Raw genomic sequence first — 24,146 nt, 5'->3', positions numbered from 1 at the left:
AGGCAAATGATGTTAAGGGAGAGATTTTCATGAAATGGGCAGAAATTAGTATTAAAACAACCCATGAAGCAACGGAAGTGATTGCAGAGATTTTTCATGAGGTAGGAGCAAGTGGTGTTGTAATTGAAGATCCGGCACTTGTAAACGAGTATCGTGCCTCAGGTGCTTGGGATTATACCGATATACCAGAAGCAACTAATACAGAAATCGTTACAGTGAAAGCTTACTTGCCTGTGGATGAGCAACTCGATGATAAATTAGCGGTGTTTAAAAATCGGGTAGATGAATTGGCTGGGCATAATATTGATAAAGGTCTTGGTGATATTAACTGCACAGAGATTCAAGATGAAGATTGGTCAACAACGTGGAAAGAGTATTTTCATCCGATTAAAGTTGGGGATCTCATTGTAATCAAACCATCTTGGGAAGAGTATAATGCTAGTCCAGATGATATTATTATTGAACTTGATCCCGGAATGGCTTTTGGTACGGGAACGCACCATACAACTTCTATGTGCATTCGCCTTTTAGAAGAGATTATCAAAGGTGGGCAGGAAGTATTTGATGTTGGGACAGGTTCAGGGGTCTTAGCAATTACAGCTGCAAAACTTGGAGCGATGAAAGTGACGGCAGTAGACTTTGATCCTGTAGCTGTACGTGTTGCAAAAGAAAATATAGAAGCGAATCATGTAAGTGATATTATTACGACAGGTCAGAGTGATTTATTGAAAAATGTAGATGGCAAGGCGGATGTTATTATTGCCAATATTATTGCGGATATTATTATTCGTTTGCTTGATGATATTCCAAATAGACTAAAGCTAGGTGGAACGATGATTGCTAGTGGTATTATCGCTGATCGCCTCAGTGATGTAACAAAAGCTGTGATTGATCATGGCTTAACAGTTGATCGTGTTATTGAAGAAGGCGGCTGGGTGGCAATGGTAATCCATAATGGAGGAAACTGATTTTGAGAAGATTTTTTGTTGCCGATGTCGTAGAAGATAAGATAAAGATTGACGGCAGTGATGCGCACCATATTAGACGTGTATTGCGCTATAAATTAGGAGATAAATTAATTGTAGTAGATGGCAGTGGTAAAGTTATGGAGGCATTTATCATTGAAATTAGCGATGAAATGGTTATTGCTGAGGTAAAAGAAGTTTTAGATAATAATACAGAATCGCCGATTGAACTTATTTTAGCGCAATGTCTGCCTAAAGGAGATAAGATGGAATTAGTTGTACAAAAAGCTGTGGAATTAGGTGTCAGTACAATCTATCCAATTGTCAGTGAAAACTGTGTTGTAAAATATGATGAAAAAAAGAAAATGGCACGGCAAATAAAATGGCAAAAGATAGCAGATGAAGCCGCAAAGCAATGTGGGAGAACAATTCTTCCTACAGTTGAATCCGTTACGGAATTGAAAATCTTTTTGGAAAATATCGATAGTAATCTTGAAGCTTTGATGTGTTATGAAGGAGAAGCTGAGGAACCAATCAAAAAAATTCTTGCAGAATCTTTGGCAAATAGATTTCTTGTTTTAATCGGTCCAGAAGGTGGATTTACTAAAAATGAAGTTGAGATTTGCCAAAAGGCTGGATTAAAAATAGCTACCTTAGGAAAAAGAATTTTGAGAACAGAAACTGCGGCAATTGCAGCATCTGCTATAGTCATGTATGAAAAAGGTGACTTAGGAGCAATGATGAAAGGTTAAAAGAAGTGAGGGGTGAATTTTTTGCCACGAGTTGCGTTGACTACTTTAGGATGTAAAGTAAATCAGTTTGAAACCGAAACTATGGAAGGTTTATTTAAAAAACGTAATTATGAAATCGTAGATTTTGACGAACATGCGGATTTCTATATAATCAATACTTGTTCAGTTACGCATTTAGGCGAAAAAAAATCACGTCAATTAATTCGTCGTGCAATGCGTTTAAATCCACAGGCGATTATCGCGGTTACTGGATGTTATTCTCAGATAGCACCTGATCAAGTGAGTGAAATTGAAGGTGTTAAAGTTATTGTAGGGACTAAAGAACGCCATAAAATTGTTGAGTTAGTGGAACGAGCAGCAAAAGAAGAAGGCGTTATTAATGCCATTACAGATATTATGAAAGCAAAAGAATTTGAAGATATTCCTCTATTTCAGTCTCCAGGTAGAACTCGTGCGTTTCTTAAGATTCAAGAAGGATGTACAAATTTTTGTACATATTGTATTATTCCTTATGCTAGAGGCCCTTTACGTTCAAGAAGACTTGAGAGTATAAAAAAAGAAGCGGAAAAATTAGTAGAGGGTGAATTTAAGGAAATTGTTTTGACAGGAATTCATTTAGGGGCATATGGACGTGATCTAGAGGATAATATAAATTTAGTAGATGCAGTTAAGACTGTATTATCTATCCAAGGATTAAAAAGATTAAGGTTAGGTTCTTTAGAATCCATTGAATTATCGCCAGAATTGCTTGAACTTTTTACTCTTGATAATAGGTTTTGCTCGCATTTGCATTTACCTTTGCAGGCAGGCCAAAATGATATTTTAAAAGCAATGAATCGTCATTATACAGTAGCTGAATATCGTGAATTGATAAATCATGTGTTTGAAAAAGTCCCCAACATTGCTATATCTACAGACATTATTGTTGGATTCCCCGGTGAGACAGAAGAACTATTTGAACAAAGTTTAAATTTTGTGCGAACAATGAATTTTTCTAAAATGCATGTATTTCCTTATTCAAAACGAAAGGGGACACCAGCAGCCTCTTACCCGAATCAAGTGGATGAGCATGAAAAAAAAGAGCGTGTGCATCGCATGCAATTATTAGCGGATGAAAAGGCGCAGGAATTTCATAAGACTTTTGTAGGCAAAACAGTACAGGTGTTATTTGAAACGAAACATAACGAGGTTACAGATGGCCTAACTGACAATTATATTCGTGTCTATGTAGATTCTGATAGTGTTCATACGGGGGAAATATACAAAGTATATTTAGAAAAAATATATAAAGATGGTTTGTGGGGAAAACGAATTGTCGAATAAAAGATTATAAGTTTTAGCAGGGAAATGTAAAAAGAGGACGAATTATATCAACGTATAACTGATCGTGTAGTTTGAAAGGAGGTGCTTGTGCATGATGGATTGTATTTTTTGCAAAATTGCCAATAAAGAAATTCCGGCGAAATTTGTATACGAGGATGAAATGGTAATGGCGTTTCATGATATTAGTCCTGAAGCTCCAGTTCATATTCTTGTTATACCGAAAAAACATATTGCCAGCCTCCTTGAGGTAACGAACGAAGATAGCCAATTGATGGTGAATATCATGACAAATGTCATTCCACGTATTGCAAAAGATCAAGGAATTGATGAAAAAGGATTTCGTTTAGTTGCTAATACCAAAGAAGATGGTGGGCAAACTGTAGATCATTTGCATTTTCATATTTTAGGTGGCCGATCAATGAATTGGCCGCCAGGTTAAGGTTGACAATAAAACTATATTTCATGTATAATACTTAGGTGTAGTTAAGCAGTACACTCCCATGTCGAGTGGAGGGGGGGAGAAATAGATGTCAGAAGTTAAAGTTGGAAAAAACGAAACAATCGATAGTGCACTCCGCAGATTTAAACGTACTTGCCAAAAGGCTGGAACTCTTGCTGAGGTTAGAAAACGTGAACACTATGAAAAACCTAGTGTAAAACGTAAGAAAAAATCCGAAGCTGCACGTAAACGCAAATTTAAGGCTTAAATTTCGTTTCGGAGGTAATTGAAATGTCTCTTAAAGAGCAATTGACTGAAGACATGAAGCAGGCTATGAAAGCGAGAGAGGCTGGTAAACAACGTCTTTCCGTTATTCGCATGGTTCGTGCCGCGATAAAAAAAGTTGAGATTGACAGTAAAAAAGAACTAAATGATGATGAAGTTCTTGATATAGTCGCTAAAGAAGTAAAAATGCGCAAGGATTCGATGGAAGAGTTCAAGAAAGGAAATCGTCAAGATTTAGTTGAACAGCTTGAACAAGAAATTGCAATATTATTGCCATATCTTCCTCAACAACTAACTGAAGAAGAAATTCGTGCTTTAGTCAGTGATGCAGTAGCGCAAACAGGTGCTGTGTCTGCTAAAGAAATGGGTAAAGTTATGGCGGTATTGATGCCAAAAGTAAAAGGTCGTGCAGATGGCAAGCTTGTTAATACCATTGTGCGTGAATTTTTAAATCAATAAATTTGATCCGATGCTGAATTGAGCATCGGATTTTATTTTGTCTAAATATAGTCTTTCTAGTAGATAGAGGAATTTAATTATACTTGTGGAATATACTAAAGAAGTAATTGATAAGGTTTATATACTTTATTTGCAAAAAGGGGGGAAGGTCATATGCAAACAGAGTTTATGGCATTACCTGTCATAAAAATACTTTTAATGACGATTATTTTTCTTTCGCTACTTGTTGAGATAAAAACAGCGGGGATGGGAGTAGGTGCATTATTTGGTCTTATTGCTGCCAGCGTATTTTTTGCCAGTCAATTTATGACGGGATTGGTTAGTTTATTCGAAATTGCTCTCTTCTTAGTAGGAATCATATTTGTTGTTATTGAATTATTAACACCAAGTATTGGTTTATTTGCAGGAATAGGAGTAATTTGTGTTTTATATAGTTTTATTATGGCTCTAGGTGGAGACAGCACGGCAATATATTTGTTAGTAATAAGTATAATTGCATCATTGATTCTTTTTGGTTTTATTGTTAAAAAGCTTCCATCAAGTAAATTGTGGTCAAAGGTTGTTTTAAAGGATATGGAAACATCTACAGCTGGATATGTTAGTGCTGATGATCATCAATTTCTAGTTGGAAAATCAGGTGTTATTTTAACAGAACTTCGTCCTTCAGGGACAGCGCTTATTGAAAATAAAAAAATCGATGTTGTTTCCGAGGGAAGCTATATTGAAAAGGGCACAAATGTTAAAGTTGTTGCTGTATTTGGTAGTCGAATTGTTGTAAGACAACTCGATTAAATAAAAGAAATGGAGGAATTGAAGATTGGATGTATTACTTGGGACAGGTTTAATTTTAGTGGTTGCAGTTGTTGCAATTATGGTTTTTTTGCATTTTGTACCGTTAGGTCTTTGGATTTCAGCAATTGCAGCAGGGGTTAGAGTAGGAATTTTTACATTGGTAGGAATGAGATTGAGAAGGGTACCACCTTCATACATTGTTATGCCACTAATAAAAGCAAACAAAGCAGGCCTTGATGTGAGTGTAAATCAACTTGAAGCACATTATTTAGCGGGGGGAAATGTTGATCGAGTAATTGATGCACTTATAGCCGCACATCGCGCGCAGATTCCATTGCCTTTTGAACGTTCAGCTGCAATTGATTTAGCTGGTCGTGAGGTATTAGAAGCTGTACAAATGAGCGTAAATCCAAAAGTAATTGAAACACCTGTTGTTTCTGCGGTTGCTCAAAATGGTATTGAATTAAAAATCAAAGCACGTGTTACTGTGCGCGCAAACATTGACCGATTAGTGGGTGGAGCTGGTGAAGCAACAATTATCGCTAGAGTTGGTGAAGGTATTGTTACTACAGTTGGTTCATCCGATGATCATAAAGATGTATTAGCGAATCCGGATCATATTTCTAGAACGGTTCTTTCAAAAGGATTAGATGCTGGAACAGCATTTGAAATCCTATCAATTGATATAGCCGATGTTGATGTAGGGCGTAATATCGGTGCAGAACTTATGACTGATCAAGCTGAAGCTGACAAACGCATAGCTCAAGCGAAAGCCGAAGAACGTCGCGCGATGGCTGTAGCAAAAGAACAAGAGATGAAGGCTTACACGCAAGAAATGGAAGCTAAAGTAGTTGAAGCGCAGTCTGAGGTTCCGCATGCTATGGCACTAGCGCTTCGTGAAGGTAGAATTGGTGTGATGGATTATTATAATATGAATAATATTACTGCTGATACGCAAATGCGTGAAGCTATCAGTAAGGCTGGTCCGCAAGCAAATCCAGGCGAACTGCCTCAAAATAGGTAGTTGATATGGATTTTGGAGATATTCTTGTCCTGTTAATTATTCTTTACGGGATTTTTGGCGGGCGAAAAAAGAAACAAAGAGATGTGAAACCTACTGAAGTAGATGAACCGAGGTTTGAAATTCCGACGATAAAAGGAAATCCAAATGCGGAGAAGGTAGAAAAATTAGAGGTGTCTATTGAAGAGCCTATGATTAAAGCAGAAGAAGCGATCGCTAATACAGCCTCTAATAGATATCGAGAATACTTATTAGCGAAGACGAAGTCAATAGAAGCAAAGCAAGTGTCTATTGAAACGCCCACAAGTGATAAAGTAGTGCGTAAGACGGCAGATATTCATTCAGATGTATTGCTGAACGCTGTTGCCTACTCGCAGATATTACAACCACCTAAAGCATATCAGTATATGGCTACCAAGTCTTGTCGTGGTGAATGGCAAAATAATAAATAAAAAATACCCAGCCAAAAGAAATTTTTTGGCTGGGTATTTTAGAATCTAACTTTTTGATAAAAGTGAGCATTTACGCCATTCGGCTACAATATCTTTTGGTAAGTCAATTTCTATGGAAGCTTGATTTTTTATGGGAATAATAATGGAAATTTTTTTTGCAGTAATTAAGGCTTGTACAGTTTTTTCTGTTAAAGTTCGTATAAATATAGAGTCATAATATGTAGTGCCGTTATAATTAGCTTCTATATCGTGAAAAATAAAAATGTCTTGATGAGAAGCGCGTTGTTTATATTCTATATTATCAATAATTAATATCGGAGGATTTTCTTGTTCGAAAATATAAGGGCTATCTGTGTTATGTATAGCAAAACGTAATCCATAGACGGGATAGGAATTATTTTCTTTAGGGAAATATCGTGTATAATGCTTTAATGAAACAGAATAGTTCGTTTCTTCATTAGAATAAGAACTTTCAAATGTTGATAGTTCAGCATAAGCAAAAGGAGAATGTACAGAAAAGAATAGGGAAAAAATAATAAAAATTTTCGAAAAAAATTTCACGATAAACCACCACCTATATAGAAATATATCTTAATTACAGTTTATCATAAAATAATACTTAGGCAATCTATAAGTATTATTTTTTATTTGATTTTGATGATATAGATAAAAAACTGCTTAACGTGAGCTAAACAAGTAATAATAGTAAAGATGATTAAGATAGCGATAATTCTGCTAAATGTACATATGGAATAATGTCGCCATACTGTTAAAACATAATAAAAAAAGCCCTTGCAATCTGCAAAGACTTGAATTTACTGGTGCCGAAGGCCGGACTCGAACCGGCACGTAGGGTAACTACGCTTGATTTTGAGTCAAGTGCGTCTGCCAATTCCGCCACTTCGGCATTTGTTTAGCGTTCCTATCGGGAACATTTAATATAATATCATTTTAATCATATTAAGTCAATAAAAAAATAAAAATATTTATTGTAAATTTATCTTGTTGGGCTGCAATAAATATTTTTATTTTTCGTAAAAAGACTATTTATCCATGTTTTACTCGATCTTTTTCTTCAGCTGCTTTTGCATTATTCCAACGATCTACGCTGCCAACTAAATAACCTGTTATACGGCGAATTCGCTCGAAAGAAAGAGGCTTTAAACGATAGTTCAAATCTACATAGTCTCCGTCGACTTTAATATCTAGTTCCTCTATTAATCTATTTGGATTATTTTCGTGGATATAGTTTACATATGCTTGAATTTCTTTGTCTTCAAGATTTCCTATAACATTAATTTTGATATCTTTATAATTCATATAAATCCCCCTAAAGTTTTCTGTTTTTAGTTTATCACATTTTAATAATGATTGTCATTAGAAAATTGTTATTAATTTATTGCTGAAAATTAAATAATAGGTTTAAAAGGAGAGTATACAATATCATCGAATTATATATTTAAAAAATGAAATAGATAAAAGATGAATAGCTTCACTAAATAAAAAATGAAGGATTTTTATGATGAAAATAGTTGATTTATCTCATTTATTAGAAGCGAATATGATAGTTTATCCAGAGGATGATGAACCTCGTTTTGAGACCGTAGCTATTGCTGACAAAGATGGGTATAATAGTACTAAAATAACAATGGATTATCATCTTGGCACACATATAGATGTTCCATATCATATGATTTCAGATGGATTGACAGTAGATAGGTTGCCGGTCGATTTATTTTGTGGGTGTGCAATAATTATAGATGTGAGTCACTTAGCTGGGAAAAATTTTGATTGAGGATTTAAAACAATACGAATCAATGATAAAGCAGACGGATTTTTTCCTGTTAAAAACAGATTGGTGCAAGTAGTGGGGTATTGAAGCATGCTATTATGGATATCCGATATTAAGCAAAGACGCTGCAGATTGGTTGATAAATTTTAATCTGAAAGGATTTGGCATAGATACAATTTCTGTTGATTCAGTAGATTCGACGGATTTTATGAATCATCGAAAATTTTTGAAGAATAATATTATCTTAATTGAAAATTTAAAGAACCTTAATGGTGTGAGACACAAATACTTTGAGTTTTATGTTTTGCCATTAAATATAAAAGGCGCAGATGGGGCGCCAGTTCGTGCAATTGCACGACTAACAGATGAATAATATTAGAATAATAAGCATTAGCTTTTTAGTTAATGCTTATGTTTATTTCAGTAAGCTTAGCGAATAAGTAGATTTGAAATGGAAGAGTAAAATTATAGATTAAAATAATAATGCCAAGTTATCTAAAACATTTTTAGATATTAAAGAACTTGCATCTACGTGTAAATTTTATGATTGTGGGCATCTTGATGAAGCAGGTTGCGCTGTACAAGAGGCAATACGCGATGGAATTATTTCTTTCGATAGACTCTTAAATTATCAAAATTCTATATAAGGAAAACGATTGACCATTGTTAAATAGTTTTTGTATAGAAAAATTTTATTCAAAAAGAAAATCGTCAAATCCATAAAAAGAAGAAAATGGAATAATTTTGAAGTATTAATGAATTATAATATAGAATATGTAAGAAACTCACAAAAATAAATGGATAGTATGGTAAAAAATGTATTATATTAAGGTGCCTTATCGACGCTGGTACCATTATTTTTAATAAAAAGTTCTTTGAGTTGTAGATTTACTTATATTTTGTCGATAATTACTGGTTCTTTTTTTTAGAATATGTCGGTTTTTTACGATATTTTTTTAAACGTTTTTAGCAGGAGATACATATATTTACAAGAATCTTTATAAGCACAAAAGATAAATGAAGAGGTGCGAATTATGTATAGTACGCTTGCGAATAAATCAATGTTAGTACAAGAAGATGATTATAAGGAATATTTTGACAATGCAACTACGGGAGTGGTTTATTTAGATGTAAATCATCGTATTAAAAATCTAAATAATGAAGCCAAACGAATTTGTCATTTAGATCATCATGATATAATAGGCAGAAAAGCAGAATTGGTTTTTGCTGATTTTGGTGATGAATTTTTAAATATTTTTTCTGTAGGAAAAGATGAAGAAATTAAATGTGGAACGATGAAGATAAAAATTAATGGGCAGCAGATTTATTTACAAGTAAATACATTACGAATTTTTGATAATACAGGTAGTGTTGTCGGACATATTATAATAATGCAAGATGTTTCCGCCGTAAGAGCGGCATTGAAGCAGATACACACAACTAAAATGTTAATGTCGCTTGGCGAAGTTGCTGCAGGTGTTGCACATCATGTTAGAACACCGCTCACAACAATTAGTGGGTATTTACAATTAATGCTTGGCAGATTAGAAAATGATAAATATACTGTAAAACGAGATATCTTAGAAGGTTTGTTAGGCGAGGTGTCGTATATAAATAATGTTGTCAAAGAATTAATCATGTTTGCTAAACCTTCAGTCGTAAAAAAGCCGGGTGTAGATATAAATCGTATTTTAAATGAGGCGTTACTATTAACATTTAATCATTTTGGAAATGAAGAGATTCAACTACAAAGACAAATTATAAAAGGGTTACCGACGATTACGGGTGATGCAAGTTTGTTGCAACAAGCATTGGTAAATATTTTACAAAATGCATTAGAAGCGATGGGAGATAAAGGTGTTTTAGCAGTTAAAACTTGGCGCGATTATGAAACGAATATGCTTGTCATTTCCATCGTTGATACGGGAGCGGGAGTTCCAACGGAAATATTACCGAAAGTTTTTGAACCATTTTATACAACAAAGCTTGATCGCATGGGGCTCGGACTTCCGATTGCTTATCGAATTGTAGCAGAGCATGGCGGGTTTATTAATTTAACTCTGGCAACTGGAGATACAACAGGAACTAAAGTTCATATTTATTTACCAGTACTCGAGGATAATAGTCGGCGTTTGTCCGTTGTACATCAGCAAGTGTTAAATTTACAGTAGACAAGCTTTTAAGCATAGTGTGACAACCTCCTGAATATCATATATGGTGAATAAAGTTAAAATAGGGAAGGATGTTGTAGTGTGCTTAAGTCTTTTGGTTTGATTTTAGCAATGAGCTTTATGGTGATATCTATAATGATACTACCTGTAGCTGCTGCTGAAATTACAAATCCAAGTATTGTAGTTAATATTCCAAGTCGTACGTTAACGATTTTTGCAGATGGAAAGGCTATAAAAGTTTATAATGTAGGGATTGGAACTAAAGAAAATAAGACACCTATAGGTGATTTTAATGTAAAGGCAAAAGAAAAAAATCCTATCTGGATAAAGCCGTTTCAAGAAAATGTTAATAGTTTAAAGGATAATAAGGAAGAATTAGTCATTATAGAATCGGGTCCAGATAATCCTTTAGGATATCGTTGGATTGAATTTGACGGGGTATATGGTATTCATGGGACGAATAAACCAGAATCTATTGGCGGATATGTATCTAATGGTTGTGTACGGATGGTTGAAGCTGACGTTGAAGATTTATATGAAAAAGTACAAATAGGTACTCCAGTCAAAATTACATATCAACGATTGATTATTTGTGAGGGCTTAGATGGAAACGTTAGTTTAAAAATTTATCCTGATGAATACGGTTGCCAAACGATAACGATGGATGGGATTAATAAACAACTTACTAGATATGGTTTAAACGGTTTTGTAGATAATGATAAGCTATATGAAGCCTTAGCTTATTCAAATGGTGAGCCGATGGTACTCGGTAAGTCATTTTCGATTTTAGTTAATGGAAAAAAGATAGATAAACGTGGTGTTCTACAAAATGGTATTTACTATCTACCAGTCATTCCAATTGCAATTGAGCAAAAAACAAATGTAGAATGGAATCCAGATACACAAAATTTGACTAGCTATTATGGAAATGCAAGAGGATTTGTGCGAGATAATATTTTATATATAAATAAAGATGATGTACATACGCTTTATGGATTGTATGCAAATTGGGATGCTGGGCGCAATATGATGAGAATTGAAAGTTGTAATGAACAATTTTAATTGTATTGAAGAAAGGGTAAATTCAAAGTGAATTTACCCTTTTTATCATATTTTAAAGGACTTTTCAAGTGAATAGCAAATGTTATAATGGTTATAGCTAAAATAAATATATAAAGTAAGAGGTTAAATGATGGGGTGGAAAAAGTGAAAAAATTTGTTGTAATAGATGGAAGTAGTTTTCTTTATCGCGCGTTTTATGCATTACCGTTGTTATCTACGGCAAGTGGGCAATACACAAATGCTGTCTATGGATTTGCTAGTATGCTGGTGAAATTAATTGGAGAGTTACAACCGGATCGATTAGTTATTGCGTTTGATAAAGGGAAAAAGACTTTTCGTAATGAATTGTTTAATGAATATAAAGCTACGCGTAAGCAAACACCGAGTGAATTATCTTCGCAGATTCCTCTATTGCATGAGTTAATTGAGGTTTTTGGTATAGCCTTAGTTGAAAAAGCTGGTTTTGAGGCTGATGATATTATTGGTACAATGGCAACAAGAGCGGCAAATGAAGGGCATGAGGTTATTGTAGTTACTGGCGATAAAGACGCCTTGCAGCTTATTGGTGGAAATATAAAAGTGATGTTGACGAAAAAAGGCATTTCTGAAATGGAGATTTTTGATGAGATTGCATTTAAAGAAAAATATGGATTAGAACCATTACAATTAATTGATTTGAAAGGATTAATGGGAGATAGTTCTGATAATATTCCGGGGGTTCCAGGTGTCGGAGAAAAAACAGCGACAAAACTATTGATGGAATATAACTCTTTAGAAAATGTTTTGGAGCATATTGATGATATTTCTGGCAAAAAATTAAAAGAGCGTTTAACAGAAAATCGTGAATTAGCAATTCTGTCGAAAAAATTAGCGACCATCGTTCGGGATATGGATATCGAATTTGATTTAGAATCATATAAAATTCAGCCTGACACTAAAAAAATAAGAGATTTTTGCAATCAATATGAATTTCGGAGTGTTTTGTCGCGATTAGATACTTTATTTCCTGGAGAAACGGATGACTTTGGGTTTGGTACAGTGGTTAGTGAATTGCCGGAGCCAGTATATTTGAAAAATAAAGAGGAAGTAGAAAGATTAATTCGATTGGTTCGTGCAGAAAGAAAATTCGTTTTTGCACCAGTTTTAGATGGTCGCATTCCGGAAATGAGTTTAAAAGGGCTAGCAGTCGTTACAGAAAATGGTGATAGTGCTTATATTGATAGTAAAATTGAAGGGTGGATGGATATCCTTGCACTGTTGTCGGATGCGACGATTTGTAAAATTACGCATGATTTAAAACCTATGTATCATGCTTGTCATCCTTTAAATATAACAATTGCAGGTAGTTTATTTGATACAATGTTAGCTGCGTACTTATTAGAACCGACAAATAACAATTATGATTTAGCAAGACTAATGGAACGTTATTTGGGAGAATATAATCAACCAGAAGATTTTGAGAATGAATGTATTTATGCAACTTGGTCGGCGTTGTGTATTCATGATTTATCTACAGTTTTGCATAGTAAATTACAAGAGAATGATTTAGAAAGCTTGTACGACGAAATTGAAATTCCCTTGGTAGAAGTTTTAGCCGCCATGGAAGGGGCGGGAATAAGTGTACATGCAGATAATTTACAGGATATGGCGCTAGAAATAGCGGAAAAAATAAAAGTTTTATTGAAAGAGATTTATGAATTAGCAGAGCAGGAGTTTAATGTAAATTCAACAAAACAGCTTGGTGAAATTCTTTTTGAAAAATTAGAATTGCCAATCATAAAGAAAACAAAACGCGGTTATTCTACGGATGTTGAAGTTTTAGAGTCTTTAGTGCATCATCATCCAATTATACGCAAACTTCTAGAATATCGTACATTAACAAAATTAAAATCAACGTATTTGGATGGACTAAGTGTATTAATTCATGAAAAAACAGGTAGAATTTATACTCAGTTTAATCAAATGGTAACTGCTACCGGTCGTTTGAGTAGCTCTGATCCGAATCTGCAAAACATTCCTGTAAGGACGGATGCAGGAAAGAGAATTCGTGAACTTTTTGTGCCAGGCGTCGGTTATGATTACTTATTATCTGCTGACTATTCACAAATTGAACTTAGAGTATTGGCGCATATGTCAGGTGATAAAAATTTTGTTGAAGCGTTTACACAAAATCAAGATATTCATACGCGTACTGCATCAGAAGTATTTGGTGTACCAATGGAAGAAGTGACAAGTGAATTGAGAAGTCGGGCAAAAGCCGTAAATTTTGGAATCGTATATGGGATTAGTGATTATGGTTTATCAAAGGATTTGGGAGTGACGAGGAAAGAAGCCGGTATTTATATCGAAAGTTATTTTACAAAGTGCCAAGGTGTAAAAGAATTTATTGATCAAATGGTGAAAGATGCCCATACACAAGGGTATGTCACAACTTTATTTGGACGAAAAAGGTATTTGCCGGAAATTAATAGTAGTAATTATAATCAACGCTCTTTTGCTGAACGTACAGCAATGAATACCCCAATACAAGGAACAGCCGCGGATATTATAAAAAAAGCGATGATTGATGCTTTTCATGAACTAAAGAAAAGAAATTTACGTAGTCGAATTTTGCTACAGGTACACGATGAGTTAGTCATTGAAACCGTAAAGGATGAAATGAAAATTGTATCTGAAATTTTGCGTAATTCTATGCAAGGTGTAGCAAAGCTTAACGTACCGCTTACCATTGATATTCATATGGGGGAAAATTGGGCGCAAGCAAAGTGATGGGAGGCGAGTAAAATGCCTGAAATGCCTGAAGTTGAAATTATTCGTAGAAACTTAGTAGATAGATTAAAAGGTAAAATGATTACCAATGTGGAAGTTTTGTTGTCTAGGTTAGTAAAGTGGCCTACGGTTGAAAACTTTGAGTCGATGATAATCGGTAGAACAATCGCAGATTTTAAACGCAGAGGGAAGTATCTATTATTGGAATTAGATAATAGTGATATGCTTGTTATTCACTTGCGAATGACAGGAAGATTATGTTACGTAAGTGAAGGCGATGAACGTGATGCATATACAAGAATTGTATTTCACTTAAATAATGGTGATGTATTGACCTATGCTGATACGCGTACTTTAGGGACTTTGTATGCGATAAAGAAAGATGAATTATGGCGAATTTCCGGACTTGCGAATATGGGGCCGGAACCGTTATCTGCTGAATTTACGATTGCTTATTTGCAAGAAGCCTTAAAATCAAATCGTGGGAAAATAAAATCTTTTTTATTGAATCAGAAATATATTGGTGGCTTAGGAAATATATATGTGGATGAGTGTTTAATTCTTTCCAAAATCCATCCGGAAAGAGTAGGTAATTCATTGGCTGTGGATGAAATTAACCAGCTACATGCAGCGATTAATCAAGTAATTGATGCTGGAATAAATGATGGTGGAACGACATTTAGAGATTATCGAAATGGAAATGGTGAAAAAGGTAGTCATCAAGAGAATTTGTTTGTTTATGGAAGGAATGGACTGCCATGTAGATTTTGTGGAAGTATTATCGAAAAAATTGAAGTCGGCGGGCGGGGTACGCATTTTTGTCCGCAATGTCAAAAATGAGGATGTGTAAGATGTTTATACTGGGGTTAACAGGTGGCATTGCAAGTGGAAAAAGTACAGTAAGCCGTATACTAAAAGAGTTGGGCGCAGACATTATTGATGCTGATAAGATAGCGAGAAATATTGTAGAACCACAAAAAGATGCTTGGAAAGAAATTGTTGCACATTTTGGTGAAGAAATATTGACTAAAAATAAAAGTATTGATCGAATTCGGTTAGGTAATATTATCTTTAATGATGAGAATGAGAAAAAGATCCTGGAATCAATTACGCATAAGTATATTAAATCAGAAATTGAGCATTGTTTAAGCGTATTAGAAGAGAAGCGGATAGAAGTCATTGTGCTTGATATTCCTCTTTTATTTGAGGTTGGTTGGGATAAAATGGCGGATGAAGTATGGGTTGTTTATGCAGATGAAAAAAATCAATTGAATCGATTGATACAGAGAAATAACTGGTCTAAAGAAGAAGCAAAAGCGAGAATTAACAGTCAAATGTCGCTAAAAGAAAAAGTAAAAAGAGCAAGTTTCGTTATTGATAATAATAAGGATATAGATTATACTAAAAAACAAGTTTCAAATCGCTGGAGATATTTGAGGGATGGATTGAAAGGAAACGATTAGATTTTTCATGGATAATCATTTGGTGTTACGTTATCAAGAGAAAAGCGGAGTGATGCGTTTGTCATCTTATAAAAAAATAAAGTGGCAGGCATTTTTGGGGATTTTAGTATGTTTTAGTTTTATTTGTTATGCTATTTTTCAAAGTGCATGGTTTCAAAAGAAAGTGTTTTATCCATATCCGTACCGTGAATTGGTTATTGATTATGCTGTCGAAAAAAAACTCGATCCTTTTTTAGTTGCAGGAGTCATTTTAAGTGAAAGTAAGTTTAATTTTCAAGCGCGCTCGCACAAGGGTGCGATGGGTTTAATGCAATTAATGCCGGAAACAGCAAAGTGGATAGCACAGCAAATGGAAGATGAAGATTTCACTTTGGCAGAGCTAGAGGACCCGGAAATTAATATTCGATTTGGTACTTGGTATTTATCATCACTGCATAAAGAGTTTGAAGGAAATGAAGTTTTAATGCTTGCCGCATATAATGCGGGGCGTGGCAATGTAAAAGAGTGGATGGAAAAATATCAATGGGATATGTCGTTTCAAGATGTGAAACAAATTCCGTTTAAAGAAACGCGTGAATATGTAACGAAAGTGTTAAAAAGCAAAAACAAATATAAAAGTTTGTATCAAGAATAAAAGGCTGAAGAATTTACAGCGTAAGCTGTGTTCTTCAGCCTTTTATTATGAATTCTTTTCTTTGGCTCGCTTTTCACGAATACCGCACCAAATGAACAAACAAAAACCAATACAAAACACGATTAAGCTTGTCCATTGCGCTGATTTTAGTCCGAGAATAAGATTGTTGTAATCTCCACGTAAATATTCTAAAAAGAAACGGGCTAATGAGTAGAGCATCGTATAAAGAATAAATACTTGACCTTTGGCATGTCTGATAGAACGGAAAATAAGAAGAAGTGCAAAAATGACGATGTCGATTTGTCCCTCCCAAATTTCTGCCGGCCATAAAGGTTGATTTCCATAAGTTTGGTAAGCAAGAGTCGTTGTTGGATAGATGATGCCAAAGGAGCTACCCGTTGGATGCCCGAAAGCATCTCCATTAAGTAAGTTTGCAATTCGTCCTAAAGCTTGTCCTAAAATAATTGCAGGGGCAATAATATCGGCGAGTGCCCAAGTGTCAATTTTGTAGTATCTTGTATACAGGATGCCTACAATTGAGCCGAGAACAACTCCACCTTGAATTGCCATTCCGCCCTGCCAAACATAGAAAAGTTCATTTAAATGGTGTTGATAATAACCCCAATCAAAGAAGAAAACATCCCATAATCTAGCACCTAAGATTCCGCCTAACCCACAATAAATTCCCATATCAATGATATGATTATGCCAGCGTCCATCTTGTTTAGCGAGAAAGTAGGCAACGCCTGTTGCTAAAATGATGCTCATGCTTAATACTAGTCCGTATGAGCGAATTGGAAAATCTCCAATAAAAAAAAGATATTGATGCATAGTGCCTCCGTTTATTCAATGACTTAACGAATTTTAAAATTATGTTATCGTCAAATCTATAATGATTTATGAAGTATATTATAGAAGAATTTATAACAATAATCAATTTTAGTAAAATAAAAAGTAATCCAAGGATTTTATCCATTAGGATTACTTTAAAAATATGTATTAGGGTTTAAGCATTTTTGATCCACTCTTCTAATTTGTTAATTAGTTCTTCGCGAATGTTGATGACATCGCTGCCATGCCACTCTTGACTTGTATCGTTGTCAAACCAAGCATCTTTTAAACTAAATCCATCAGACGGTGAAAGTTTTTCACAGGCTGCAGTAAGAATGCCGTCAAGCATACTTTGTTTTAAGCTTTTTCGTAATAGTTTTGCACCTGTTCTTTCTATAGTATTTACTTCTAGTTCATCCCCTAAACGGGAAATTTCTACACTGCTAAGCAGTTTATTTTGATTGCCTGCATCTAAAATTGCTTGTCTCGCTGCATTTACGGCTTGTGTGTGAGAAATATTATCGTCTAAAACATTTACTCTAACATTACCAATAATCAATTTGTACATAAACGCACCTCCCAATATTAAAGTTTATGCAACTTGCTTTTGAATAGAACTGGCTATGTACACATATGGAGTAAAGTGCTTATTTATTGATGAAAGTTGACTTTCTGCAGGTGAAAAGCTATAATGAACAAATGTATAGTATTTTACTAAAATTTTTTATCATTCGATGAAATAGAGTAGTAAACTTTATTTGCAGCACAGAAAGTTGGCGGGTGATGTGAGCCAATATGTAAAAAAGTTGAACTCGCTATGGAGATTCGGCTAATGGCCGACGCTGATTCGCGTTACAAGCATAAATGAGAGGACATCTAAGAGAGGTGTCAATCAGGGTGGTACCGCGATATAATCGTCCCTGGCAATATGCCAAGGGATTTTTTTATTTATTCAGGGACGACTAAAATTCGAATGGAGTAAAAGCTCCGCTGAATCAAGTCTACTTTACTTTGTAAATATTCAAGGAGGCACAAACGTGAACGAAAAATATTCTCCGCAAGAGATTGAGCGCAAATGGCAAGAAAAATGGTTAGAAAACAGTGCATTCAAAACAGAACTTGATAGACAGAAACCAGAATATTATGTACTTGAAATGTTCCCTTACCCATCAGGAAATTTACATATGGGGCATGTTCGTAACTATTCTATCGGTGATGTTATTGCTAGATATAAAGCAATGCAAGGGTTTAATGTACTTCATCCGATGGGGTGGGATGCATTTGGAATGCCGGCGGAAAATGCGGCAATTAAACATGGTGTACAGCCTGCTGAATGGACATTTAAAAATATTGAAAATATGCGTCGGCAACAACGTGAAATTGGACTTTCTTACGATTGGGATCGTGAAGTAGCGACTTGTACGCCGGAATATTATCGTTGGACGCAGTGGTTATTCTTATTGTTTTATGAAAAAGGATTAGCATATAAAAAGAAAGCGGCTGTGAATTGGTGCAATCAATGTAATACGGTATTGGCAAATGAGCAAGTTATCGATGGACAATGCTGGCGTTGTGATTCAGAAGTTGTAAAAAAAGAGCTGGAACAATGGTTCTTTAAAATTACTGATTATGCTGATGTATTGCTTGAAGATTTAAAAGAGTTAAAAGGTTGGCCGGATCGAGTAAAAACGATGCAGGAAAATTGGATTGGTCGCAGTGAGGGTGCAGAATTTAGTTTTGATGTTCCGTCAATCCAAGAGAAAATACCCGTTTATACAACTTGTCAACATACGGTATTTGGCGTAAGCTATGTCGTCTTGGCTGCAGAGCATCCAATGGTTGAAAAGTTGATTTCAGGTAAAGAAAACGAAGCACAAATCAGGGCTTTTATGGAGAAGGTACGCAACCAAAGTGAACTTGATCGTACTGCTACTGATGTTGAAAAAGAAGGCATTTTTACAGGGGAATATGCAGTAAATCCGTTCACTGGTGAACGTGTACCAATCTGGATTGCAAATTACGTATTATATGAATATGGTACTGGTGCAGTTATGGGTGTACCTACGCATGATGAGCGCGATTGGGCATTTGCAAATAAATATAATTTGCAAAAGAAAATTGTAGTAGTTCCAGAAGGAAAAACTTTAGTATTAGATGAGATGACAAATGCTTATACCGAAGATGGGGTTTTAGTTGACTCTGGTGAATTTACTGGAATGACAGTAGAAAAAGCAAAAGTTGCCATTTTAGATTGGTTAGAAAAAAATAATATTGGGAAACGTCGCGTAAACTATCGTCTTCGAGATTGGTTAGTTTCCCGTCAACGTTATTGGGGCGCGCCGATTCCTGTAATTTATTGTCCAGACTGTGGTGTTGTTCCTGTACCAAAAGAAGATTTGCCAGTAATGCTTCCAGCTAATGTGAATTTTGAAGCTGGTGCAGTGTCTCCATTAGCACAAGTTGAAGAATTTGTACATTGTACTTGTCCAAAATGTGGTGGGAAAGCACGTCGTGAAACGGATACAATGGATACGTTTATTTGTTCTTCCTGGTATTATATGCGCTACACCGACCCGAAAAATGAGAAAATGCCATTTGATAGTGAAAAAGCAAACTACTGGATGCCGGTAGATCAATATATCGGTGGAATTGAACATGCGATTTTACATTTACTCTATTCACGCTTCTTTACCAAAGTGTTAAAAGATGCAGGGTTAGTAAACTTTAATGAACCTTTCAAAAACTTACTTACCCAGGGAATGGTAATTAAAGATGGTTCAAAAATGTCGAAATCTAAAGGAAACGTTGTTTCTCCGGAAGAAATTATCGGCACATATGGTGCGGATACTGCACGTGTATTTATGTTGTTTGCTGCTCCACCGGAACGCGATTTGGAATGGAGCGATCAAGGGGTAGAAGGAGCGCATCGTTTCTTAGGCAGAGTATGGCGTATTGTTGATCATTTTGCAGCATCTGTAACGAAGGGCGAAGCTATATATGATGTAACTACGCTGACAAAAGTTGAAAAAGAGTTGCGCCGTGTTCTTCATACAACAATTAAAAAGGTAACTGAGGATGTTGGAAATCGATTTAACTTCAATACCGCAATTAGCTCAATCATGGAATTAGTCAATGCAATTTATACAGCAAAAGACAAAGGCGAAGCATTAAATGATAGTTTGATGCGCGAAGTTATTTCATCATTACTTCGTTTACTTGCGCCTTTTGCTCCACATATTACAGAAGAATTATGGAATGAAGTAATCAGTGAAGGCAGTGTTCATAAAGAAAAATGGCCTGAATATGATGCAGCAGCTACTGTTTTAGATGAGGTAGAAATAGTTCTGCAAATAAATGGCAAGGTTCGGGATAAAATTATTGTAGCTGCTGGTCTTGATGCAAAAGCTTTAGAAGAAAAAGCAATGCAACAGGATAAAGTACAAGCTGCTATTGATGGGAAAAAAGTTGTTAAAGTAATTTGTATACCAAATAAAATTGTGAATATTGTAGTAAAATAAAAATAAAAATAGCGAATTGCAAAATTATTGCAATTCGCTATTTTATTTTTAAGGATATTTAGATAAATTGTGCAGGTAAATGTTAAATTATGTAGAAATACCTTGATAATAACAATATCGGGGTGATAAATATGCCAATTTATCGGAAATCCATAGTTGTATTTCTTTTATTAGCATTGGTCATGGTCGGTGGAGGAATGTATGGTTACACAAAGCAAGAGGAGAGTATACCTTTAAGCAAAGGTGATTTATCAGAAACTCAAAAGAAGGAACAAATTGCTGTCTATGTTTGTGGTGGTGTCGTACGTTCTGGTGTTGTTTCTTTGGATGGAGGAGCAAGAGTAATTGATGCAGTGAATGCTTGTGGTGGTGCTTTACCCAATGCAGATGTAACAAAGATTAATATGGCAAAGTTACTTAAAGACGGTGAACAAATACAAGTTCCAATACAAGAAGAGGCACTTTCTGAACAAAACTTAACAGCAGAGCATACAAAAAAAGTAAATAATAAATCGAGCCAAACTAATAATTATGGGCTGGTTAATATTAATACAGCAGATCAAGCGGAATTAGATTCATTGCCGGGTGTTGGTCCGTCTACAGCGGCGGCAATTTTAGAATATCGCAAACAAATTGGCAGTTTTCAAAGCATTGAAGAGGTGAAAAAAGTAAGGGGAATTGGCGAAGCTAAATTTAAAAAGCTGGCGGATCGGATTACAATATGAATTATTTAGCTTTTACTAACGCTCTTATTGGTGGATTTATTTTAGGGATTTTTACAGTAACTCAGGTAAAAATCCCTTTTCTTATCCTGTATAGTTCCTTTTGTATTGCTTTATTTGGTTGTATTTATTTATATTGGAAAAATAAAAAATTGCTTCTTTATTTTGTATTGTTGCTATTTTTTATTGCGGGAATGATTCGTTGTGCGCAGGCAGATAGCATTGCCCCGAATGACATTAGCAATTTTGTTGATAAAACGCTGCAAGTGCAAGGTGAAGTTATAGAGATTCCACAAGAAAGAACGCTTGCGGGGAACAAGCGAAGTATGCATTATATTGTAGAGGTTCATACAGTAGAATTTGCGGGGGAGAAAGTACAGGTAAACGGAAACTTAAAAGTCTTTGCGTTGCAGGATAGCTCGCATACGATTGCGCATATTAGCGATTGTATTCGTTTTTCAGGGGAAATTAGAGAATTACATGGATATAATAATCCGGGAAGTTTAGATATAGTTGCGATGATGCAACGACAAGGGATTCGAGCAAATTGTAAAGCCGAAAAAAATACGGTGGAAATTCTTTCATCAGGACAAAACGCTTTTCTTAAATGGATTGAAAAATCCAGAACAGCAGTTCAGAATATGATGGAAGAAGCAATGCCCAAAGAAGATGCGGCAGCATTATTTGCAATGTTATTTGGCGGATATGATGGAATAAAAGAGGAACTAGCGCTAGCATTTACGGTGACAGGAATCGTTCATATTTTATCGGTGTCCGGTTCGCATATTTCTCTATTGGCAGGAACCGTACATATTATTGGGAAAATGTTACGATTTCCAGCGTGCCTATCAGCAATTCTTGTTATTCTAGCAATTGTTTTTTATGCGATTTTTTCAGGCTTTACTTCGCCGGTAGTCAGATCGGCGATTATGGGGATTTTAGCGTTTTCGGCATTGGCATTGAATCGGGAGAAAGATGCGCGTTATAGTTTAGCTTTGACAGGGTTGGGGATTTTAGCTATTTCCCCTAGATTAATTTTTGACATTAGTTTTCAACTTTCATTTATGACGACAGCCGGATTACTGTATATCGCGCCTAAAATAAAAAATATTTTAAAGGGAGTTCCTCTATTTATTGCGGAAAATTTAGCGATTACGATTGCTGCACAATTAGCAGTCATTCCCTTTATTGCCTGGTATTTTAATAATGTTTCGCTTAGTGCACTATTGGCAAATCTTATTATTGTGCCGTTTATAGAATGGGCAATGATTGGTGGCTTGTGTGCAGTTTTATTAAGTCTTGTTTTTTCGGTTGTGGGAAAAGGTCTATTTATTCTTTGTAGTTTGACGATTGGGTTAGTTTATTTTATGGCAAGAGCTATGGCGATGATTCCTTATGGGCTTTTATATTTACCGTCAGGCGGTTTACTTTGTGGCATTGTATATTATTTGCTGCTATTTTGGCTCTGCGGTTATGCATCACCGAAAATTCCAAATTTTTTGCTGTGCTGGCGGAAAAAGAAAAAGCTTATCTGTAGTGCAATTGTCACCATTATTTTTTTATGGAGCAGTCAATTTATCTTTGCTCAACCGTTAAGGATACATTTCATTGATGTCGGGCAGGGGGATTCTATATTGATTACGACACCACATGGTAGAACGATGCTATTTGATACCGGAGGCATGCGACGCGAAATTAGTGATTTTGATATTGGCAAACGAATTGTTATTCCATATTTGCATCATTATGGAATACGAGAAATTGATTATTTATGTTTAACTCACGCACACGAGGATCATGCAGGTGGGGCAGGGAGTTTACTAAAAGAATTTTCAGTGCAAAATGTGATTGTCGGTCGGGAAGACCGAAGTGAATATGCAAAAACATTAGGCTATTCCTTAGAAAAATGCCAAGATTTTGTTACGGTAAAAGATGGCCAGTTTTTTGTTTTGGATGGTGTTAAAATTGAAATTTTTTCGGCGGGCGAAGTGAGTGAGTCGCGAACAGGGAATGAAATTTCTAATGTATTTCGTGTGAGTTATGGAGATTTTAGTCTACTCATTACAGGGGATATAGACAGTAATGGGGAGAAAGAATTAATGAGAAAACATAGATTGAAAAGTTCGGTGTTAAAAGTTGCCCACCATGGCTCGCGTACCTCTTCTTGTGAAGAGTTTTTACAAGCGGTAAATCCACAATATGCAATTATTTCTGTTGGCTTTCAGAATAGCTTTGGTCATCCAAATCCGCAAGTGTTAAATAGATTAAATAAAGAAAATATTAAGATTTTGCGTACCGACCAGGCGGGGGCAATTTTAATGGAGACAAATGGAAATCAACTATCGGTAGATTCTTTTCAAAAAAACGGTAAAAATTCTCGAAAAAATCCTTGACAGTTTACATTATTAGCAGTATTATAATAAATAATTAAAGATTATTGTAAATCAGTGAGCGGAAAAAGTAGATAGGTATACTTTTGTTCAGCGAGTCGGTGACTGGATTTCCAGAGGTGTGATGACCGATCTAAAGTGCGTATCGAATGGTTCTGTGAGAGTCCACCAAAAGCTTTTTGTGAGTAGGCTGGGACGGTTGCCACCGTTATTTGGCTAGAGTATCGGATATTGCTAGAGATATTCCCGTACTTGAAAAAGAGGAGAGTTTTTCTTTCGAAAAATTTTAGGGTGGTATAACGAATA

Annotated in this window: 24 protein-coding genes, 1 tRNA gene and 2 other annotated features (1 of these 27 cut by a window edge); of the genes, 20 read left to right on the top strand and 5 right to left on the bottom strand. The window is 35.3% G+C overall.

Features of this window, described 5'->3' with window-relative positions; all coding sequences use genetic code 11:
* The first annotated feature begins 29 nt into the window (after positions 1–29).
* The 9 genes from prmA to P3F81_RS07500 all read left to right on the top strand — a co-directional run bounded on the left by prmA (position 30) and on the right by P3F81_RS07500 (position 6,488).
* Positions 30–968, top strand: coding sequence for a 50S ribosomal protein L11 methyltransferase (gene prmA / locus P3F81_RS07540; protein WP_147669908.1), 939 nt, complete (start codon positions 30–32; stop codon positions 966–968).
* Positions 969–970: 2 nt separating this feature from the next.
* Positions 971–1,717, top strand: coding sequence for a 16S rRNA (uracil(1498)-N(3))-methyltransferase (locus P3F81_RS07535; protein ID WP_147669909.1), 747 nt, complete (start codon positions 971–973; stop codon positions 1,715–1,717).
* A 21-nt stretch (positions 1,718–1,738) separates the two neighbouring features.
* Entirely contained in the window at positions 1,739–3,040 is a 1,302-nt protein-coding gene (mtaB, locus tag P3F81_RS07530; protein ID WP_147669910.1) for a tRNA (N(6)-L-threonylcarbamoyladenosine(37)-C(2))-methylthiotransferase MtaB, read from the top strand.
* 91 nt (positions 3,041–3,131) lie between these two features.
* Positions 3,132–3,479, top strand: coding sequence for a histidine triad nucleotide-binding protein (locus tag P3F81_RS07525; protein WP_147669911.1), 348 nt, complete (start codon positions 3,132–3,134; stop codon positions 3,477–3,479).
* Between the two features lie 88 nt (positions 3,480–3,567).
* Positions 3,568–3,747 (top strand): 30S ribosomal protein S21, encoded by a 180-nt coding sequence (rpsU, locus tag P3F81_RS07520; protein ID WP_019553266.1) that lies wholly within the window; start codon positions 3,568–3,570, stop codon positions 3,745–3,747.
* A 23-nt stretch (positions 3,748–3,770) separates the two neighbouring features.
* On the top strand, positions 3,771–4,223 hold the full coding sequence (locus P3F81_RS07515) for a GatB/YqeY domain-containing protein (RefSeq protein ID WP_147669912.1): 453 nt from the start codon (positions 3,771–3,773) through the stop codon (positions 4,221–4,223).
* 153 nt (positions 4,224–4,376) lie between these two features.
* Positions 4,377–5,015 (top strand): NfeD family protein, encoded by a 639-nt coding sequence (locus P3F81_RS07510; protein WP_147669913.1) that lies wholly within the window; start codon positions 4,377–4,379, stop codon positions 5,013–5,015.
* Positions 5,016–5,094: 79 nt separating this feature from the next.
* On the top strand, positions 5,095–6,039 hold the full coding sequence (floA, locus tag P3F81_RS07505) for a flotillin-like protein FloA (RefSeq protein WP_434064770.1): 945 nt from the start codon (positions 5,095–5,097) through the stop codon (positions 6,037–6,039).
* A gap of 5 nt (positions 6,040–6,044) precedes the next feature.
* The gene (locus P3F81_RS07500; RefSeq protein WP_147669915.1) at positions 6,045–6,488 is read left to right on the top strand and encodes a hypothetical protein; all 444 of its coding nucleotides are present in this window, start codon (positions 6,045–6,047) and stop codon (positions 6,486–6,488) included.
* A gap of 45 nt (positions 6,489–6,533) precedes the next feature.
* On the opposite strand, the gene P3F81_RS07495 is transcribed toward P3F81_RS07500, so the two are convergent.
* From P3F81_RS07495 to nrdD, 3 genes are all read right to left on the bottom strand, one after another.
* Positions 6,534–7,049, bottom strand: a complete 516-nt coding sequence (locus P3F81_RS07495) for a hypothetical protein (protein ID WP_147669916.1) — start codon at positions 7,047–7,049, stop codon at positions 6,534–6,536.
* A gap of 258 nt (positions 7,050–7,307) precedes the next feature.
* Positions 7,308–7,395: transfer RNA gene (locus P3F81_RS07490), tRNA-Leu, on the bottom strand.
* A gap of 140 nt (positions 7,396–7,535) precedes the next feature.
* Positions 7,536–7,814 (bottom strand): anaerobic ribonucleoside-triphosphate reductase, encoded by a 279-nt coding sequence (gene nrdD, locus P3F81_RS07485; RefSeq protein ID WP_309320789.1) that lies wholly within the window; start codon positions 7,812–7,814, stop codon positions 7,536–7,538.
* Positions 7,815–8,007: 193 nt separating this feature from the next.
* On the opposite strand from nrdD, the gene P3F81_RS07480 reads away from it, so the two are divergent.
* The 8 genes from P3F81_RS07480 to P3F81_RS07445 all read left to right on the top strand — a co-directional run bounded on the left by P3F81_RS07480 (position 8,008) and on the right by P3F81_RS07445 (position 16,379).
* Positions 8,008–8,283, top strand: a complete 276-nt coding sequence (locus P3F81_RS07480; RefSeq protein WP_147669918.1) for a cyclase family protein — start codon at positions 8,008–8,010, stop codon at positions 8,281–8,283.
* A gap of 133 nt (positions 8,284–8,416) precedes the next feature.
* Positions 8,417–8,653, top strand: coding sequence for a cyclase family protein (locus P3F81_RS07475; protein WP_309320239.1), 237 nt, complete (start codon positions 8,417–8,419; stop codon positions 8,651–8,653).
* Between the two features lie 661 nt (positions 8,654–9,314).
* Complete coding sequence (locus P3F81_RS07470) at positions 9,315–10,451, top strand: two-component system sensor histidine kinase NtrB (RefSeq protein WP_147669920.1); 1,137 nt, start codon at positions 9,315–9,317, stop codon at positions 10,449–10,451.
* A gap of 81 nt (positions 10,452–10,532) precedes the next feature.
* Positions 10,533–11,513: a L,D-transpeptidase gene (locus P3F81_RS07465; protein ID WP_147669921.1), complete on the top strand. Its 981-nt coding sequence runs from the start codon at positions 10,533–10,535 to the stop codon at positions 11,511–11,513.
* A 144-nt stretch (positions 11,514–11,657) separates the two neighbouring features.
* On the top strand, positions 11,658–14,282 hold the full coding sequence (gene polA / locus P3F81_RS07460; RefSeq protein ID WP_147669922.1) for a DNA polymerase I: 2,625 nt from the start codon (positions 11,658–11,660) through the stop codon (positions 14,280–14,282).
* A 15-nt stretch (positions 14,283–14,297) separates the two neighbouring features.
* The gene (gene mutM / locus P3F81_RS07455) at positions 14,298–15,122 is read left to right on the top strand and encodes a DNA-formamidopyrimidine glycosylase (protein WP_147669923.1); all 825 of its coding nucleotides are present in this window, start codon (positions 14,298–14,300) and stop codon (positions 15,120–15,122) included.
* A gap of 11 nt (positions 15,123–15,133) precedes the next feature.
* On the top strand, positions 15,134–15,745 hold the full coding sequence (gene coaE, locus P3F81_RS07450) for a dephospho-CoA kinase (protein ID WP_147669924.1): 612 nt from the start codon (positions 15,134–15,136) through the stop codon (positions 15,743–15,745).
* 22 nt (positions 15,746–15,767) lie between these two features.
* A complete protein-coding gene (locus P3F81_RS07445) occupies positions 15,768–16,379 on the top strand; it encodes a lytic transglycosylase domain-containing protein (RefSeq protein WP_309320237.1) in 612 nt (203 codons plus the stop codon).
* A gap of 45 nt (positions 16,380–16,424) precedes the next feature.
* Here the strand turns inward: P3F81_RS07445 and lgt are convergent, their stop codons facing one another.
* Both lgt and P3F81_RS07435 read right to left on the bottom strand, forming a co-directional pair.
* Complete coding sequence (gene lgt, locus P3F81_RS07440; protein WP_147669925.1) at positions 16,425–17,210, bottom strand: prolipoprotein diacylglyceryl transferase; 786 nt, start codon at positions 17,208–17,210, stop codon at positions 16,425–16,427.
* Positions 17,211–17,385: 175 nt separating this feature from the next.
* Positions 17,386–17,778 (bottom strand): hypothetical protein, encoded by a 393-nt coding sequence (locus P3F81_RS07435; protein ID WP_147669926.1) that lies wholly within the window; start codon positions 17,776–17,778, stop codon positions 17,386–17,388.
* Between the two features lie 157 nt (positions 17,779–17,935).
* Positions 17,936–18,135 (top strand) — a binding site (T-box leader).
* 112 nt (positions 18,136–18,247) lie between these two features.
* On the opposite strand from P3F81_RS07435, the gene leuS reads away from it, so the two are divergent.
* The 3 genes from leuS to P3F81_RS07420 all read left to right on the top strand — a co-directional run bounded on the left by leuS (position 18,248) and on the right by P3F81_RS07420 (position 23,843).
* Positions 18,248–20,728 carry a leucine--tRNA ligase gene (gene leuS / locus P3F81_RS07430; protein ID WP_147669927.1) on the top strand — a complete coding sequence of 827 codons (2,481 nt, stop codon included), beginning with the start codon at positions 18,248–18,250 and terminating at the stop codon, positions 20,726–20,728.
* A 131-nt stretch (positions 20,729–20,859) separates the two neighbouring features.
* Positions 20,860–21,453, top strand: a complete 594-nt coding sequence (locus P3F81_RS07425) for a ComEA family DNA-binding protein (protein ID WP_147669928.1) — start codon at positions 20,860–20,862, stop codon at positions 21,451–21,453.
* A complete protein-coding gene (locus tag P3F81_RS07420; RefSeq protein ID WP_147669929.1) occupies positions 21,450–23,843 on the top strand; it encodes a DNA internalization-related competence protein ComEC/Rec2 in 2,394 nt (797 codons plus the stop codon). The genes P3F81_RS07425 and P3F81_RS07420 overlap by 4 nt, the downstream gene beginning before the upstream one ends.
* Before the next feature lie 45 nt (positions 23,844–23,888).
* Positions 23,889–24,146: a binding site (T-box leader), on the top strand (it continues 15 nt past the right edge of the window).

It is taken from the genome of Selenobaculum gibii (assembly GCF_030273445.1).
Taxonomy (GTDB): domain Bacteria; phylum Bacillota; class Negativicutes; order ICN-92133; family ICN-92133; genus Selenobaculum; species Selenobaculum gibii.
This window is presented reverse-complemented; position numbering and strand designations above follow the sequence as displayed.

Excerpts from the sequence above, each read along its gene's own strand:
- prmA (WP_147669908.1), top strand. The coding sequence starts at position 30 with ATGAAATGGGCAGAAATTAGTATTAAAACAACCCATGAAGCAACGGAA.
- P3F81_RS07525 (WP_147669911.1), top strand. The coding sequence starts at position 3,132 with ATGATGGATTGTATTTTTTGCAAAATTGCCAATAAAGAAATTCCGGCG.
- rpsU (WP_019553266.1), top strand. The coding sequence starts at position 3,568 with ATGTCAGAAGTTAAAGTTGGAAAAAACGAAACAATCGATAGTGCACTC.
- P3F81_RS07515 (WP_147669912.1), top strand. The coding sequence starts at position 3,771 with ATGTCTCTTAAAGAGCAATTGACTGAAGACATGAAGCAGGCTATGAAA.
- P3F81_RS07510 (WP_147669913.1), top strand. The coding sequence starts at position 4,377 with ATGCAAACAGAGTTTATGGCATTACCTGTCATAAAAATACTTTTAATG.
- floA (WP_434064770.1), top strand. The coding sequence starts at position 5,095 with ATGGTTTTTTTGCATTTTGTACCGTTAGGTCTTTGGATTTCAGCAATT.
- P3F81_RS07500 (WP_147669915.1), top strand. The coding sequence starts at position 6,045 with ATGGATTTTGGAGATATTCTTGTCCTGTTAATTATTCTTTACGGGATT.
- P3F81_RS07480 (WP_147669918.1), top strand. The coding sequence starts at position 8,008 with ATGATGAAAATAGTTGATTTATCTCATTTATTAGAAGCGAATATGATA.
- P3F81_RS07470 (WP_147669920.1), top strand. The coding sequence starts at position 9,315 with ATGTATAGTACGCTTGCGAATAAATCAATGTTAGTACAAGAAGATGAT.
- mutM (WP_147669923.1), top strand. The coding sequence starts at position 14,298 with ATGCCTGAAATGCCTGAAGTTGAAATTATTCGTAGAAACTTAGTAGAT.
- coaE (WP_147669924.1), top strand. The coding sequence starts at position 15,134 with ATGTTTATACTGGGGTTAACAGGTGGCATTGCAAGTGGAAAAAGTACA.
- lgt (WP_147669925.1), bottom strand. The coding sequence starts at position 17,210 with ATGCATCAATATCTTTTTTTTATTGGAGATTTTCCAATTCGCTCATAC.
- P3F81_RS07435 (WP_147669926.1), bottom strand. The coding sequence starts at position 17,778 with ATGTACAAATTGATTATTGGTAATGTTAGAGTAAATGTTTTAGACGAT.
- P3F81_RS07425 (WP_147669928.1), top strand. The coding sequence starts at position 20,860 with ATGCCAATTTATCGGAAATCCATAGTTGTATTTCTTTTATTAGCATTG.
- P3F81_RS07420 (WP_147669929.1), top strand. The coding sequence starts at position 21,450 with ATGAATTATTTAGCTTTTACTAACGCTCTTATTGGTGGATTTATTTTA.